This is a genomic window from Natronobacillus azotifigens (genome assembly GCF_026805325.1).
In the GTDB taxonomy this organism is placed as follows: Bacteria; Bacillota; Bacilli; order Bacillales; family Amphibacillaceae; genus Natronobacillus; species Natronobacillus azotifigens.
Genome location: NZ_JAPRAT010000004.1, coordinates 96101 through 113029 on the forward strand (window position 1 = coordinate 96101; position 16929 = coordinate 113029).

The following is a 16929-nucleotide window of genomic DNA, read 5'->3' on the forward strand; positions in this document are numbered from 1 at the left end:
AGAAGCGATTAAAAGAGATTAAATGAAAAAAAGGGTAAAGTACACCTTCAGCGATGTGACTTTATCCCTCTTTTTTAAAGAACCTAGAGATGTGCTAATAATGATGACTGTTACTTAAATCATCTTTGATTCTCTCGAGTTTCTTTCCTATTGTCAAAATTATAGTTGTCTTCAATGTTCTCAGGTGCTATCTTGCTATTAGTATTGCGAATGTCTTTAAATAACAAACTTATACCCGCTACTGTAACAAGGATTATTCCGCTGCATAAGAATAACAGAGTTGGCGAGATGATTTCTAGTAACCATCCAACTACTAAAAAGGTAATAGGCTGAATACCTGTAGAACCCAAAATTTGTAGACTCATTACTCTCCCGGTTGCTTCAGGAGGAGAGTAGAGTTGAACCAACGTAATAACAACAACGTTTAGCATTCCAACAAAAATGCCACTGAAGAACAGAAAAAGAGCAGTGAGGTATAAAAACTCTGGAACTAACCCAACAAAAGACCAAAATATACCGAGAACAATGGTGATCAGCATTACTGTTAGACCTTTTGGAGTGAAATTCTTTTTAAATCCAATAATAAATGCCCTGTTAGCATTCCAAATCCTAAACAAGACATCAAGAACCCAAGATGATCAGTGCCCCCCCAGGTAGTTGCTTTGCAATATAAGGTAGGCCGATCTGGTGTGGATCTATAATACTGAAATTTAACAATGCTGAAATAATAATAAGTATGAATAATAATTTTCTTTTACTGATAATTTTAAAACCATCAAGCACATCTTTGATTAAAATGAAGAGATGTAATCTCGACTGTTTAGATTGATTTAACGATAACTGCTTTGCCACGTTTGATATTAGTTCCTTTGGTCGGTGTCTTGTTTGATCGAATTAATCCAAAAAAGTTACTGATTATAAATATTTCAATGCTTGTATTAAGTACAAGTATTTTTACCATAATGATTTTCTATTTTTTTTGGTATATCATCGACCCTACTTTTGCCCACCTCCTTCGCTTTAATTTCAAAATTAGTACCAAATGAGTATTTTCAACCTGCTGACTCTTTTTTTTAAAAAAAAAGGGGTTTCTCTAGAAAAATGCTAGAAACATTGGTAAAATGAAAACGCATTCATTTCTGTTTATGAATTTACATGAAATGAATAAAAAGCAAAGCTGTGAGAGGTTTTGCCTATTTAGGAGGTGTTTCCTCAAAGGAAAAGAATTAAGTTGCTAGGTCGGTTCACTATATTTCCGACAGCGGATTTTTTATTCATTCACGAAACCCCTTTCGTTAAAAATCGAAAATTCGAACTAGTGAACAAGGAGAACTGATTAACAAGCACAAAATTCGAGGAGGTAACAAAATGAAGGTTAAGTTAAGGCAATCAGTAGCAGTAATGTTAACGTTTATTCTAGTATCATCTTTGTTTGCACCAATGGTCAGTGCAGAAGAAGATGACGTTGATTTAGTAACTCCAATCGAGATTGAAGAAAGGCCTCATGAATCAAATTATGATAAATATTCGGCATTACTCGATGAAGGACTAGATGAAAGAAGACCTACAGAAGCTGGTGCATTACAGCTAGTAGTAGATGCGGAAACTGGTTACACAACATTAGCTGACCAAGACGGAGAACCAATTCAATTACGTGGTATGAGTACACACGGTTTACAATGGTTCGGAGATATCATAAATGAAAATGCTTTTTCAGCATTAGCTAATGATTGGGGCTCTAATGTTATTAGATTAGCGCTATATATCGGAGAAAATGGTTACGCTTACAACCCTGATCTTATTGAAAAGGTGTATGAAGGAATAGAATTAGCGAAGAAAAACGATATGTATGTTATTGTGGATTGGCATGTTCATGCACCTGGTAATCCTAATGCAGATATTTACCAAGGTGGCGTTAATGAAGACGGAGAAGAATATTTAGGAGCGAAAGACTTCTTCTTACACATTGCTGAAAAGTATCCAAATGACCCACACGTTATTTATGAGCTTGCAAACGAGCCAAGTTCAAATAGTAGCGGTGGTGACGGGGTAACTAATGATGAGGATGGATGGGAAGCAGTTAGAGGATATGCTCAGCCTATCGTTGATGCACTTCGGGAGAGTGGAAATGCTGATGATAATATTATTATCGTAGGTAGCCCAAACTGGAGTCAAAGAATGGATTTAGCAGCCGATAATCCAATTGTTGATCATCATACAATGTATACACTACACTTCTATACTGGTTCACACCATGGTACAAATGATCGTTATCCAGAAGGTACGTCTAGTGAGGATCGCAGTAACGTAATGGCTAACGCCAAATACGCACTAGATAAAGGAAAAGCAATCTTTGCAACCGAGTGGGGAGTTAGTGAAGCCGACGGTAATAACGGCCCATACTTAAATGAAGCAGATGTCTGGCTTAATTTTCTAAATGAAAGCAACATTAGCTGGACTAACTGGTCTTTAACAAATAAAAATGAAACTTCTGGTGCATTTACACCATTTATTTTAAATGAATCGGATGCAACGGAGCTTGACCCAGGTGAAGATCAAGCATGGTCTATGGAAGAATTAAGTGTTTCTGGTGAATATGTACGTTCACGTATATTGGGAGAAGAATATCACCCGATTGACCGTACGCCAAGAGAAGAATTCTCTGAAGTGATTTGGGACTTTAATGACGGAACTACGCAAGGGTTTGGGGTGAATGCCGATAGTCCAGTTCAAGTCACGTTAGCGAACGAAAATGATGCTTTACAAATTTCTGGCCTAGATGAAAGTAACGATGTAGGAACAGAAGGTGAAACATATTGGGGCAATGTACGACTTTCTGCTGATGAATGGGACGGGTCTGTAGATGTACTTGGTGCGGAAAACATAACCATGGATGTTATAGTTGATAGTCCTACAACCGTTGCCATTACTGCTATCCCGCAAAGTGAAAAATATGGTTGGGCAAATCCAGAAAACAATGCTGTAGTGAATCCAGTTGATTTTGAAGAACAAGAAGATGGCACATACAAAGCACTCTTAACCATCACGGGTGAAGATGCACCAAATCTTGCAAACATAGCAGAAGACCCTGAAGATAGTGAGCTTACTAACATTATTCTTTTTGTAGGTACGGAAGATGCTGATGTCATTTCTTTAGATAATATTACCGTAACCGGAGACCGTGAATCAGTACCAGAACCAGTGGAACATGACGCTTTAGGAGAAGCCACTTTCCCATCAGATTTTGAGGATGGTACTCGCCAAGGTTGGGAGTGGGATGGTGAATCTGGTGTAAGAACAGCATTGACGATAGAGGAAGTAAACGGTTCAAACGCTTTATCGTGGGAGTACGCATATCCTGAAGTAAAGCCAAGCGATAATTGGGCTACAGCGCCTCGTTTAACCCTTCATAACGATAACTTAGTTCGTGGAGATAATGAGTTCCTTGCATTTGATTTTTATATTGATCCAATTGAAGGCCGTACGACTGAAGGATCCATTGATATTAACCTTGTATTCCAACCGCCAAGTGAAGGTTACTGGGCACAAGCTTCTGAAACATTTGAGATTGATTTAGAAGCATTTGATACGGCTACAGTTACAGAAGACGGTCTTTATCATTTTGAAGTTGAAATCAATTTTGAAGATATCCCGAGTGACATCGATCTACGTAATATAATGCTCATCTTCGCTGATGTTGAAAGTGACTTTGCTGGAAGAGTGTATTTAGATAATGTGAGATTTGATGGTCCTGAATCTGATTCAGAAGACGGCGAAGTTACCAAACCAGTTGACGAACGCCAATCTGTAGTTGAAGCAAAAACAACTGTAACAGACAACAGAGCAACGGTCTCAACTGATGATGTAAAAAAAGTAGCGGAAAATGGAACGTTACATGTTAATTTAAGTGCTACTAATGCAACCGAATTGTCACTTACTAGTGAACAAGTTCAACAGCTAAGAGAAACCAATGCAAAAATAAGCGTGAGTAAAGAAAATGTCGTTGTAAATATACCTTTTTCTCTATTTACAAATGATAAAGAAATTGTATTTACTGTTGAGGAGTCAACCAATAGTGAATTAGTAAATGTTGATCACACATTAAGTTCTATTTATGACTTTAACCTTACCCAAGGTGGAAAAAAGATCGAATACTTTGAAGGTGGAATAGAACTTAGCTTTACAGTTGATTCTAGCAAAGTTAAAAACCCAGAAAATGTTAAAGTTTTTTATTGGAATGAAGAAGAGAAAGTATGGGAGCTTATTGGTGGAACATACGAGGATGGCGTTGTGACAGTAACAGTTGAACATTTTAGTATTTTCACAGTGTTTGAGGCATCAGCAGAGGAATTAAGCGACGATGATTTTGTTCCAGGTACTGAAGAAGAACATCAAACTTCTCAAGAAGAAAAAGAAAGCGATAGATTACCTGATACTGCTACAAACACATTCAATTACTTAATAATGGGTATGTTATTATTCGTGAGTGGCTTTGCATTCTTTATTATTCAAAGAAAAACAGCAAGTAAAAACTAATAGATATTCGATAAAAGAGGCTCTCTGTTCTTATTAGACAGTAGAGCCTTCTATTTTATCATTATCTTTGTTTGTAATTTTCACAAATACGATGGTTCTGTAGATGCTCAGAAGTCAAAAGCACATAGAACGAAAGGGCCTACGCTCATCCTTTCTTTTTTAATACATTACCAAAAGAAGTCGTTTAGTACATATTGAGTCAATGCTAGGAGAAAATCAGCATACTTATACTAGATAAAACGGAAAGAGTGGAAGAGAAACATGAACTTCCACTCTTTTGCATTTTCCTATTTCTTTTTTCGATAACTGCCAGCTTCACGTGCTGTGATGTCCCCTTGGCCAGCGCTTATGTCTTCTTGAATCTCTCGTTTTACTTTCTCCGTATTGGTTTTGGATTCAGGTAGTAGTGGATCCTTTTCTTTCTTAAAAAAATGCATCAAATACCTCCTATTCTTTTATTGACAATTCTATTGTTTACCAGAAAACAGCTAATTATGATACGAATAGTAAGGAGCGTGTCGAATGGAAAAGATACGATCCCTTTAGGTAAGGAGCTACAAGAAAGAAATATTTACCCCTTTTGATAAAGCATCTTCCGTATAGGATCAATAAGCGATTTAGAATAATGTTTTGTAGTAACGCTTTTTTTTGAAAAAGATGTTAAATGTTCCTTTACTTTTAGAGTGCCCACAGCATATAATAAAGATGAATCGACAAAAATATACACTCTTCTACATATGTCGACACAAATTAGACAAGACGGGATACCGTGAAAGCGTTTTTAATCAATTCTTTTGGGTATCTGGAGTGATCTTCTGTGTATATTTAGAGTCAAATATCAAAAAGGGAGTGAAGTAATGAAAGAGAAGCGAACGATGGGGAGTTTCTTTAAGACGCTAAAGTTTAAATTTATGTTAACCATGCTGTGTATTGCACTAATTCCACTTTTAGGATTAGCAATCATGCAATCGATCCAGTTAAGTAACACGTTACAAAATAATATTAAAGAGCAGTCCATGTCATTGGCCGAACTGAATAGAAATTCACTAAATGATTGGCTTGATACCAAGGCAGCACAGCTATCGAACATGTTGGAGGCCCACCCTGAGTTTCAAGAGATGGATATGGAATATATAAGATATGTTCTAAATTATATAGAAGTAAGTAATTCAGATGTTGAGCTTGCTAGTGTCGTCGACAAAGATGGGAACATCGATACTCCAGGCATTAATTTGCAGGAAAGAGATTACTTCGTGGAAGCGAAGGAAACAAAAGAATATGCAGTTAGTGATATCATTATAAATAGTGAAACAGGCAACGAACAAATTGTAGTGGCATTACCATTACTTGATCAAAGCAATGATTTTAATGGCTTGATAGCCAGTTATGTTGGGTTGGATGTATTTTCAGATACGATAGGTAAAATAAGCTTTGCAGAAACGGGATTCGGCTTCTTGATGTCGGCCCAGGGTAATATCATTTATCATCCGGATGATAACATTGCCGGTGAGAATTACACGAATCTTGATTTGAATGATGAAACGATGCAAGCTTTTGAGCAAGAAATTTTGGGTAAGGAAACGGGATTCGTAACTTATACAGATAATCTTGGTGATGAAAAGATTGCTGCATTTTCCAGTGTTCCTAAAACAGGATGGAGGATTGTGGTAACGGCTCCTACTAGTGAAGTGTATGCAGAAGCGCAAGCAGTAGCTCAGAAGTCAGTATTTCTTATCATGACCGTAGTTATGCTTGTTATCGTCATAGCGTTCATTTTAGCTAATATGTTATCCAAGCCAATTGTGCAGGCATCTAAACACATTAACGTACTAGCGAATGCTGATTTCACACAAACTGTACCGGAAAAATTAATGAAAAGAAAAGATGAGATTGGTGATCTCGCCCAATCGATGAACCAAATGCAAGGTTCTTTACTAGATTTAATCAAAAGTGTTTCCGGTGCAACTAATCAATTGTCAACAAGCAGTGAAGAATTAAGTCAATCAGCAAGTGAAGTAACAGAAGGAAGTAAGCAAATTGCCACAACCATGCAAGAGCTTTCTTCAGGAACGGAAGCACAAGCAAATAGCTCTGGAACCATATCAGAGTTAATGGAAGCCTTTGTTGGTAAGGTAACAGAAGCAAATAAAGGTACGATGCATACGAGTAAAGAGTCGCAAAGTATTATTAAGCAAACGGATGAAGGAAAAGAATTGATGGAGCAATCTGTAACGCAAATGCAAGTGATTCATCAAATCGTTCAAGATGCAGTCCAAAAAGTGCAAGGACTTGATCAGCAATCAAAAGAGATTTCTAAATTAGTAGAAGTGATTCAAGGGATTGCAGAGCAAACGAATCTCCTTGCACTCAATGCAGCAATTGAGGCTGCTCGAGCAGGAGAGCATGGTAAGGGCTTTGCAGTCGTTGCAGATGAAGTTCGAAAGCTAGCGGAAGAGGTTACCTCATCGATTGGTAATATTACAAACATTGTCAATGGTATCCAGAAAGAATCAAACGAGGTAACAAATTCACTACAAAATGGTTATGAAGTGGTTGAAGAAGGCTCGAAGCAAATTGCTGTCACTGGTGAAAAATTCGTAGAAATAAATCAATCTGTGAGTAGCATGGCAACGATGATCCAAAGTATATCCGTTCAGTTGACGGAAATTGCAGAGGATAGTGGGAAAATGAATGAATCAATCGAAGAGATTGCCTCTGTTTCTCAAGAGTCAGCTGCAGGAGTCGAACAAACATCTGCTTCTGCGGAGCAATTACTTGGTTCTATGGAAGAAGTCACAAACAGTGCTGATCACTTAGCTAAACTTGCTGAGGATCTATCTGTGCAGGTTAGTCAATTTAAGATTTCTAAAGAATAATTGCCATACAAACACCCCGCACTTTTATAAAAGAAGTGCGGGGTTATTTATTGAATGTGCTATTTTTCTTGCGATATCCTCGTCTGTTCTTCAAGAAGCCCTTTATGAACACTATTGTCTTAAAGATATAGGTGAACTTCTCTAGTGATGCTTATCCGTGAATTTTTTTAAGGGTTATAATAAAATCGATAAAAACGATGTTCCTGCTGGTGGTTTTTGATTGATAGAATTTCCAAAAAGCTCCCCCGTTGATTGAAGTATCACTTTATTCGTTTTTTTGCTGTGAATGATAGAAAAAAGAAATTTAATTCTATACCATCGTATTTTAATGGTATAATTATACATGTTGAAAAGAATGACGTGCTATGCTCAAAAAAATCATTAAAAAATATTGGAAAGAAAATAGTTTGGCTCTGGTCTTAACAAGCATAGAATCAGGAGGAATTATTCTTTCTACTGTCTATTTAGCTATGATTATGAATAGTTTAATTGATAGAAATCAATCAGAATTTATTCACGCTTTTATCCTGTCTTTATCTGCATGGGGAATAGCGCTCTTATTTGGCTTTATAAAACAGCAACAAATTATTGCTTTAAGAAGAGAAATCGTCAATAGGATTGTGAAGAGCTCATACAAGAAATTTCACACAAGAAACCCTAATGAATATATTTCATGGTTAACCAATGATATGAACATTATTGAAGAGCAGGGTTTCGGTAATTTCTATGGTGGCATGTCTAGTGTGACATTGCTGATATTTTCTTCAATTGCTATATTTAATTTTCATTGGATTTTGTTACTTATTTCTATTGTTATAGCCTTAATTATGTTTGTCATTCCAAAATGCTTTAAGCAACGCCTAGATAAAAAGAATATTCAAGTTTCCAAAACGCTCGAAGACTATATTTCTAAGGTAGATGAATGGATAAAAGGTTTTGATCTATTATTATCCTACAATAAGACGAGTATGATTATGAAGAAATTAAATGCTGTCAACCAATCCGTAAAAAAAGAAAAAATTTCCCTGCAAAATGAGAAAGCGATCATCAATGTATTAATAAGAGGGGTGTCTGTTATTGCTCAGTATAGCATCATATTAGTGACAGGAATCATGATACTGTTGGGTGAGTTAAGAGCTGGAGTAATTTTCGCTATCGGAGATTTAACAGGGAACTTTTTTGGTAATACGAGCTTTTTCATCGAACAGATCACTCTTTTTTCTTCAGCTGTGACGATTACAGATAAAATGGATGACTTTGTAAAACGTTTAGACGAACATCATGACGTTAATCAGAGCCCTTACGCTTTTTCCAAAGAATTGAATGTTTGTAACGTGTGTTATTCGTATGGAGAAAACCGTATTACCATCCCTAATATGACGTTTAGAAAAAAGGGGAAGTACGCCATTATCGGAAAAAGTGGAACAGGAAAATCAACTTTTTTAAATATATTGGTCAGAAATTTATCTGGTTATGAGGGGAAAATAATGATCGATAACAGGGAAATATCCGAAATTAATATAGCAGCTTACCGAAACCATATGGTGTATGTTCCACAAAGAAACTATGTCTTCGATATGACGTTAAAGGATAACTTAACATTAGAGGACGATTTTTCGGATAGTCGAGTTAAGGAAATAGTAGAAAAGATGGATTTGAATCAGCAATACATAAATAGCGAGAATAAATTAGGAACCTTAGGAAGTCATCTTTCCGGTGGTCAAGCGCAAAGAGTCGAGCTTGGGAGAGGGCTTCTTCATGCGAAGGATATTTTAGTCATTGATGAAGGAACCAGTAGCTTGGATGCAAAAACATCATATTTGGTTGAAAAAAATATATTGTCTGACGAAGATTTGACCGTAATTTTTGTTACCCATCACCTAAATACAGAGCTTCAGCAGTATTTTGATAAAATCTATTCTTTTTCTTAATCAGGTCTATTAGAAAGAATTGAAGACTTAACGGATGTTTTCATAGAAATGAATAAGGCTTCCCTAAATGTACAAGTTATGCGTAGAAAAATCAGTGTAGAGCCCGTTCCAATTTATTCTCCATAAAATGTTAAGCCAACCCCTCTTTGTAGTGTATTTCTATAAAGAGGGGTTGTTTCTAAAAAATGATACTATTCGATACTTTTAAGTGCTTCAGTCATTTTAATTCTTTTAATCTTTTTACTCATTATAATATTTACTACAATAACAATCCCAAAGGTAAATAGGAAGGCTATGACAACACTAGCTAAATTGATGATTATAGAAAAATCCAATTCATCTCCCATACCTGCATTGGAAAAGATTCGTTCATGCAATAAGAGTCCTCCTGGAATCCCGATTAATATCCCTAGTATTGATAAAAATATGTTTTCTAAAACTAATAGATATCTAAGTTCATGGTAATAAAAACCTAACACGGATAAGGTAGCTAAATCACGTTCTCTTTCCGCAAAATTTAGAATGCCTAAATTATATAAAACCAATAAAGCTAATAAAGCAGCTGCCAAGATCATCATAATTGAAATAGACAATGTGCTATTCATGCTTTCCATAAAATCGCTCTCTTGAGTCTGTGTCTTTATACTTTTTAAAACATAATTCTCAGGAATTTCTAGTGAATCGTCTTTTGTAATAAATGCAGTTGGGATCAGCTCTTGTTGGTGTATTTCTGTCCACGTATATTCATTGATATAAAAACCTTGGCCTATATTCATTTTTACAATATTTGAAACTTTCATATCTAGTTCATCATCGAAAATCGTCTTAATGCTAACTTGATCACCAATAGTTAAATTGTAAATTTGTGCAGTTTTTTCGGTGATTAAAAGTTCATTATTATCTAGACTGACTTTATTATCATTATCATAAAAATGTATTAAATCACTAGAGTTTTCCAATACATGGAGTGTCCCCATTTTCCTCTTTGTTGCGGACTGAACAGATAGGTTTCTCTCTTCTATACGCTCCCCGTCTTTCGATTGAAGGATAGTATAGAAGTCATCATCAATACTCTGAGGGGCGATATATATTTTTTGGGCGTACGTATAGTTCTCTCCATAAACATTGGCAGCAACTCCGTTTACCGTATCTCGAATCCCTAGAGAAGCAATTAACAGAGCAGAGCAACCTGCGACGCCAATGACCGTCATAAACAATCGGATTTTGTTTTTAAGTGTTTGTCTAAATAGAAGCTTTTTGGTAACGGAATTTCTATTCCAAAGATAAGGAAATCTTTCAAGAAAGATATGATTTCCTTTTGTATCTACTTTGTTTCTTAATAGATTAGCGGGCGCTTCTTTTTCATTTCTAAGACAGATAATTAGAATAGCAATTACTGTACTTAAAAGAGATATTACCGAAATAATAATTATCTTCGTTTGGGATAGAACAATCGAGGCTTCTTCTAAAACAAAGAGTTCCTCGAAAAATCTCCAAATAAATACGGGAACAATTCGCCAACCTAACAAGATGCCTGTCACAACACCGATTACACTTACGGATATACCATACGATAGATAGTGTAATATAATGCGGAGTTCACTAAATCCAAGTGCTTTTAGAATCCCTATTTGTTTACGTTCATTAGTTATTAATCTTATCATGGTGGAAAAAGTCATTAATATTACAACAGCGAAAAATACGAAAGGGAACAAATTTCCGATTGATTGATACTGTGTAATTTTTTGTTGGGTTGCTAAATCATTAAGGGTTTCTTCTCTAGAAAAGTTACCAATGATTATATCCTTGTACTCGTTTTCTATTATTTGTTTAACAGAATCAATATCTTGATTATGATCAACATCAATTAGCACTTTATTTACAACGGTCTGCCCATTTGTGAATGTAGTTAGAGTGCTGATATCGGTGTATAAAAAGCCGAATTTTTCATGATTGGGAACCACTGTTGTTGAGTCAGGTGTGGTATAAATATAGGATGAACTGACAGCCAACGCTTTTACGATTACCGCCTTCGTAACACCGTTATAGGATAGTGTTAGCTCGTCGTTAAGCGATATGTTATTTGCTTCCGCAAACGTTTTATCTAAGATAACTTCATCAGTATGGAGAGGTTCTGTTCCCTCTACGATGTCATATTGACTAATCGTTAAGCTATCTGCGAACCCATTCACTTCTAATTCCGCTCCTTGTTTATTTACTAGCTCGGCGGTGAAGCTTAACAACTCTTGATGCCCATTAATTTCGGAGTGCTCTAGAAGAGAATCGAAACTATGCTTAGGAACTATATTTGTATACAATTCAATATCCGCAATATTGCTAGTTTGATAACGGTCTTCAATGTATTCTTCTAAACTTCTCCACGTACTATCTAGTCCAATAAAAACTCCGACACCTAAGGCAAGTGTTATCGTAATTGATAAGAGTTGCACTAGATTGTTTTTTAATCCTCGGTAAAATTTAGTGCGTAGCGCGGACTTTACCATTCTAACGCCTCCAAGTGAAGCGGATTTTCTACAATGTCAATTTTTTTAATCCTTCCATTTTGCATATGAATTACTTTGTCAGCCGATTTAGCAAATTCAGGATTATGGGTTACCATAATCAAAGTGTGTCCAAGTTGGTTCGCTACTTCTTTTAGAACCATCATTACATTTTTACCAGTTTTGGAATCCAAAGCTCCTGTCGGTTCATCACATAATAATAATCTGGGGTTCTTCGTTAATGCTCTTGCAATAGCTACCCTTTGCTGCTCTCCACCAGATAGTTGACCGGGGAAGCTCTGTAAACGTTCACCCAACCCAACTTTATTTAGCATTTCAGTTGCGGATAAAGGGTTATTAGATATTTCTGCACCTAATTCTATATTTTCTAGAGCAGTTAAATTCGGAACTAAATTATAAAATTGAAATACGAAACCCACATCGTTTCTTCGGTAGTCTGTAAGCTTTTTCTTACTGAAGTTTGAAATTTCTTGATTATCCACGGTTATCTTTCCTGAAGAGGTAGTATCCATTCCACCTAATAGGTTTAATACAGTTGTTTTTCCCGCGCCACTTGGTCCCAAAATAACGACAAATTCTCCTTTTTCAATTTCGAATGATACTTGTTGAGTAGCGCTAACAGCTACCTCACCATTAGTATAGTTCTTCGATACTTCTTTAAAAGTAATGTACGCCATCTACCTCACCTATCCTTAAGTTAGAGTTTATTGATTCCGCTAACGCATAAATATTTTCTTTTTCAAAAATGGTTGTATGGTCTCCAGTCACTTGTTGTTCTACCCACCTACTGACTGTGTGATCTTTCCATTGTTTATACCCAGGCACTACCTCATCTTTAGCACCAATATATAAAATGGGTTGTTCTATTACTCGTTTGGTTGTATAGGTAAACCTTGTGTGTTCAAAACTTCTAAAGAGATTAACATAGTAGATAAGTTCTCTAGGATTGTTTTCTCCGAAATAAGGAATTAGTCTAGAAAGTTCTGGAGGAATAATAGATAGCAACTTGGGCATTAATGCTAAATTATTTTCTAAAAGATCTAAAACCGTTTCCCACAACTCTTCAATGGAAAGAATTTTTGAAACATCAATATTGAAGTGTTTAGACACAAATAGTTTTTCAGCAAATAGATTGTTTTTGAATACTGGTTTTTCTTTTGTTAAGGGAGGGAGCGTATTTATTAATAGTACATTTTTAATTTTGGAATTTATATTTGCGATTTCAAAACCAATTGCTCCTCCGATACACCATCCCCCGATCAAATCAATAGTGTTAAAATCATCCAAAAGTGAATTGTATTCAGTAGCTAAACTTGCAAAATTAAATTCTCTTAATGAAATATCAGAATAATTCTTGTTGAACTTGATTGCATAGACGTTGTATTTTGAGTCTATCAGTTTAGCTAATTCAGTATAGATACCTATTTCTCCGCTTCCAGCATGAACTAAGATAATATTTTTATTTGAATTGCCTTTGGAAAGTTGGACTAATTGTTTATGTTCTTCACCCTTTATTTGTTTTGGTGTAGAAGCTAATTTTTTTAAAAAAGTGGCTTGTTCGGATAAAGTAAAGTGATTTAATAAATCTTCAATGGTAATAGAAACCTTATACGTTTTATTAATTGTGTATAATAGTTCAGGGAGTAATATGGAATCCCCTCCTACACCAAAGAAAGTATCTAAGCTAGTTATAGAAATCGAATTGTTATCACAATGTTCCAAAACTTGCATCCAAATATTCAGTAATTCTTTTTCTTCACTTGATAATTCAGTAGTAGCCTTTTCTTTAATCATTTCATTAATTTTTTTGGTATCTACTTTTCCATTACTAGTTAAAGGTATCTGATTTATTCGATAAAACATGGATGGAATCATATAACCAGGTAAGTGCTCTTTCAGACTATTTCTTATCTTTTCTACTTCAATGGATTGTTCACTCTTCGTTGTATACACTGCTATTAAACTGTTTTTGTTTGCATGGTTTTTTCTAGTTGAAACTTTAACATCTGTTATGGTTGTAATTCTTTTCAAGGCATTCTCTATTTCTATTAAGTCAATCCGATAGCCGTTTATTTTGAGTTCATTTTTTATACGTCCAAGAATAACCATGTAACCATTATTGTGGAGATAACCCTTATCCCCAGTCCGATAAATCTTGCCTAAAGATCCGTGTGAATAGAAGGTTCCGTCATTATCATTAGTATTTAAATAACCATTGGCTAACCCTTCTCCCATTATGCAAATCTCACCAGTGGTAAAGGGTTCAGCTAGTTTGTCTATACTATCGAGGATACATAATTGTTGATTAGCTAAAGGATATCCATAGGGAATTCTCTCTTCGTTAAGTCTGTGTAAAGGATAATAGATCGACCAGATAGATGCTTCTGTAGCGCCTCCTAAACTGTAAATCTTTAGTTCTTCATTTGTTGCAACATTGTTGATGTTTTTAACAAGCTGTTTCGGGATAAAATCGCCACTAATTAAAATGGATTGTAAATTTTGCAATGGATGGGTCAGTTTATTTAAAAATACTTGCAATAGTCCTGGAGTCGAGTTCCATAATGTGATTTGGTTGTAAAAAATACGATAAGCTTCAAGTTTCTCTAATTGGTTATAAATGACCGTTTTACAACCAAATAGTAAAGGGACTAGTAAGTCGAATATGGATAAATCAAAAGTCAGTTCGGAAATATTAAAAATAACATCGTTTGAACATAAGTTTGTTTTATGTTTAATATCGAAAATCGTATTTAATACTGCCGACTCATTAATTGATATCCCTTTAGGTGTTCCGGTTGTACCGGAAGTGAATACAGTGTAGAGTTCTTCATCAAGAATGGGAACAGAAAATATGGTTTCGTGTAGATGTATTTCACCATTTTTGATAAGAAGTTGGTAATTCGTCAAACTTTTTACTATTTCTAACCTGCTATGCGAAATGTCTGGTGATAGAAAGCAAAAAGAATCTTTTAATTTTATCGTAGCAAGCATGGCGATTACGCTACCTAAGTCCTTGGTTCCAATTATCGCAATTCGTATTTTCTTCAGGTTTCTTTCTTTTTTAATTTTCAGAATTTTATTCTTTAAAATATCACTTTGTATGTTTAGCTCGTTGAAGGTTATGCTATCATCTTTCGTGACATAGGCAACTTCATTCTTCAGCAAGTGTAATGTTTGGTAATAATTATCTAAAATGTTTTCGTTTTTTTTCATAATTTTTTTAGCGGTATTGTTATATGCAAGATAAATCTTCTCTGTCGTTACATTTTTCTTGTTATCAACGGTCGCTAACGTTTCTTCAAGATCGTTTATCATATTGTCAAAATGCATAGTGAAATACTCAAACATGCTACTGATTTGTTGTTTATCAAATATATCTTCAAGATAATCCCAACTAATATGCAGATCACCATTGATAAGTTTCAATTGGCAATCTATATATGCTTGAGGGGTTTGTGAAAGCCAGTAATCAATCTTAATGAAATCGTTAAAGTTATCAAATTCAAATAGCATAGAAGTGAATACATAAGGCATTAATCCAGTCTTTTCAGGGTTTTTACTTATCTCTCTAAGTACTTCAATACCCTCAAATGCGGAATTTCGAAAAGCTTTAAACAACTGACTTTGGATTTTTCTAGCATTATCACTTAGATTACGTGTATTATCGATAGAACTTTTAATCAATAAAGTACTTGTGAAATCCCCAATTACTTTTCTATACTCTTCTTTTCTTGGCCGCTTAAAAGTTGTCATATTAATAGTAAAATCTTTATTCTCTGACCACCTTTGTAGTGTAGAACAATAAAATGTCATAAAAATGCTATTTAAGGAAAGTTTTAAATGATTAGCTATTTCGACTATTTTGTCATAATGCTCTTTTGACAAAGTATGTTCTAATCGTTCGAACTTACTAATATGAACTTTCTCTTCGTTTATTAAAAGAGTAGGTGCATTTGGTAGCGTATCTAATTCTTCTCGCCAATACTTTATTGCTTTATCATATTTTGCTGTTTGTTTTTCCTTATGATACTCTGAATGGATATAATCCAAGTTTTCTTTCATATCACTAAGAATATAGTTATCATTCATATAGCAATTTTTTATTTGATCTAATAATTGAAATAAGCTCATTCCATCTGCTATTAGTAAATCAAAGCTAACAAAAATAGTATAAGTGTCTTTCTCTTCTTCTAATGCTTCAATGGTAAAGAAGGGATAATCAGAGGAAGAATACAGTTTGTGTGATAGTTCTTCTCTTTTGTCCTGTATCGTTTTTCTAATACCCTCATTAGAAGCGTGAATAATAGCAATAGAATAATTTAACTGTTCGCTAATGCAGAAATGCTCCATATCATGAACCCTTGCTCGTAGCATAGGCTGTATGCTAATCACTTTGTTTAAAGCTTCATTAAATTTATTGATATTCCCTTTGAATTTTAGTTCTGCATAAAGGTGTGTTCCTGTTCTTCCGTTGAAAACCCCGTTTCGTCCTAACAAATATGCTTTTTGAACTTCAGTCATTTTTATCATAATAATCACTCCCTATTTGATATGCTATGGCAAGGAAACAAGTTGACCCAGATAAAGTTGAAACATGGAGATCTTCTAATCCAAAATGCCTTACAATATAATGATTATTTTTCACTTTTTCAAGACTTATTTGTTTAAAGTCCAAAAACAACCCCTTCCTTAAAAATTTTGCGTAGGCTTCTTTTATTGTCCAAATTTGCAAAAATGAGACCCCGGATTTCAGAAGTACTTGATCGTTATCATTACATGAGAAATGGATAAGTCTATTCAAGCGGTTTTCATTTAAACTTCTTCTTTTTTCAATATCGATAGAAATGGGGAAATCTGATAATACTGCAACACCGTAGTTATAAGAGTAAGATCTAGATGAATAAGTATAATTGCTCAATGTTGAACATAAATTTCTTAAATGCAACTTCGGTTGGTCGAAATCCCCATTAGAGAAAATAAATAATATTTTTATACAGCATGCCTCCTTTTTAAAACATATGTAAAATAAAACATATGTCAATATTAACATATGTTTTTGATTAT

At 34.8% G+C, this 16929-nt stretch carries 10 protein-coding genes; 3 read left to right on the top strand and 7 right to left on the bottom strand.

The features are described from left to right. Positions 1–119: 119 nt before the first annotated feature. Both OWO01_RS03470 and OWO01_RS03475 read right to left on the bottom strand, forming a co-directional pair. On the bottom strand, positions 120–617 hold the full coding sequence (locus tag OWO01_RS03470) for an MFS transporter (protein WP_268779037.1): 498 nt from the start codon (positions 615–617) through the stop codon (positions 120–122). A 4-nt stretch (positions 618–621) separates the two neighbouring features. Next, positions 622–852, bottom strand: a complete 231-nt coding sequence (locus OWO01_RS03475; RefSeq protein WP_268779038.1) for a hypothetical protein — start codon at positions 850–852, stop codon at positions 622–624. A gap of 516 nt (positions 853–1368) precedes the next feature. Between OWO01_RS03475 and OWO01_RS03480 the strand changes: the two genes are divergently transcribed. Then, positions 1369–4536: a carbohydrate-binding domain-containing protein gene (locus tag OWO01_RS03480; protein ID WP_268779039.1), complete on the top strand. Its 3168-nt coding sequence runs from the start codon at positions 1369–1371 to the stop codon at positions 4534–4536. A gap of 287 nt (positions 4537–4823) precedes the next feature. Here the strand turns inward: OWO01_RS03480 and OWO01_RS03485 are convergent, their stop codons facing one another. Continuing rightward, positions 4824–4973, bottom strand: a complete 150-nt coding sequence (locus OWO01_RS03485; protein ID WP_268779040.1) for a hypothetical protein — start codon at positions 4971–4973, stop codon at positions 4824–4826. A gap of 420 nt (positions 4974–5393) precedes the next feature. Between OWO01_RS03485 and OWO01_RS03490 the strand changes: the two genes are divergently transcribed. Together OWO01_RS03490 and OWO01_RS03495 are read left to right on the top strand one after the other, a co-directional pair. Continuing rightward, on the top strand, positions 5394–7412 hold the full coding sequence (locus OWO01_RS03490) for a methyl-accepting chemotaxis protein (protein ID WP_268779041.1): 2019 nt from the start codon (positions 5394–5396) through the stop codon (positions 7410–7412). 365 nt (positions 7413–7777) lie between these two features. After that, positions 7778–9343, top strand: coding sequence for an ATP-binding cassette domain-containing protein (locus tag OWO01_RS03495; RefSeq protein WP_268779042.1), 1566 nt, complete (start codon positions 7778–7780; stop codon positions 9341–9343). A 191-nt stretch (positions 9344–9534) separates the two neighbouring features. Here OWO01_RS03495 and OWO01_RS03500 read toward each other — a convergent pair whose 3' ends face one another. Genes OWO01_RS03500 through OWO01_RS16105 form a run of 4 tightly spaced genes read right to left on the bottom strand, consistent with a single transcriptional unit; the run spans position 9535 to position 16915 of the window. Continuing rightward, positions 9535–11847: an ABC transporter permease gene (locus OWO01_RS03500; protein ID WP_268779043.1), complete on the bottom strand. Its 2313-nt coding sequence runs from the start codon at positions 11845–11847 to the stop codon at positions 9535–9537. Continuing rightward, positions 11841–12542 carry an ABC transporter ATP-binding protein gene (locus OWO01_RS03505; protein WP_268779044.1) on the bottom strand — a complete coding sequence of 234 codons (702 nt, stop codon included), beginning with the start codon at positions 12540–12542 and terminating at the stop codon, positions 11841–11843. The genes OWO01_RS03500 and OWO01_RS03505 overlap by 7 nt, the downstream gene beginning before the upstream one ends. After that, positions 12523–16395, bottom strand: coding sequence for a condensation domain-containing protein (locus OWO01_RS03510; RefSeq protein ID WP_268779045.1), 3873 nt, complete (start codon positions 16393–16395; stop codon positions 12523–12525). The genes OWO01_RS03505 and OWO01_RS03510 overlap by 20 nt, the downstream gene beginning before the upstream one ends. Beyond that, positions 16379–16915, bottom strand: a complete 537-nt coding sequence (locus OWO01_RS16105) for a 4'-phosphopantetheinyl transferase superfamily protein (RefSeq protein WP_418936194.1) — start codon at positions 16913–16915, stop codon at positions 16379–16381. The genes OWO01_RS03510 and OWO01_RS16105 overlap by 17 nt, the downstream gene beginning before the upstream one ends. Positions 16916–16929 lie beyond the last annotated feature (14 nt).

Coding starts and splice junctions, on each gene's coding strand:
- OWO01_RS03480 (WP_268779039.1), top strand. CDS start 1,369: ATGAAGGTTAAGTTAAGGCAATCAGTAGCAGTAATGTTAACGTTTATT.
- OWO01_RS03485 (WP_268779040.1), bottom strand. CDS start 4,973: ATGCATTTTTTTAAGAAAGAAAAGGATCCACTACTACCTGAATCCAAA.
- OWO01_RS03490 (WP_268779041.1), top strand. CDS start 5,394: ATGAAAGAGAAGCGAACGATGGGGAGTTTCTTTAAGACGCTAAAGTTT.
- OWO01_RS03495 (WP_268779042.1), top strand. CDS start 7,778: ATGCTCAAAAAAATCATTAAAAAATATTGGAAAGAAAATAGTTTGGCT.
- OWO01_RS03500 (WP_268779043.1), bottom strand. CDS start 11,847: ATGGTAAAGTCCGCGCTACGCACTAAATTTTACCGAGGATTAAAAAAC.
- OWO01_RS03505 (WP_268779044.1), bottom strand. CDS start 12,542: ATGGCGTACATTACTTTTAAAGAAGTATCGAAGAACTATACTAATGGT.
- OWO01_RS03510 (WP_268779045.1), bottom strand. CDS start 16,395: ATGATAAAAATGACTGAAGTTCAAAAAGCATATTTGTTAGGACGAAAC.
- OWO01_RS16105 (WP_418936194.1), bottom strand. CDS start 16,915: ATGTTAATATTGACATATGTTTTATTTTACATATGTTTTAAAAAGGAG.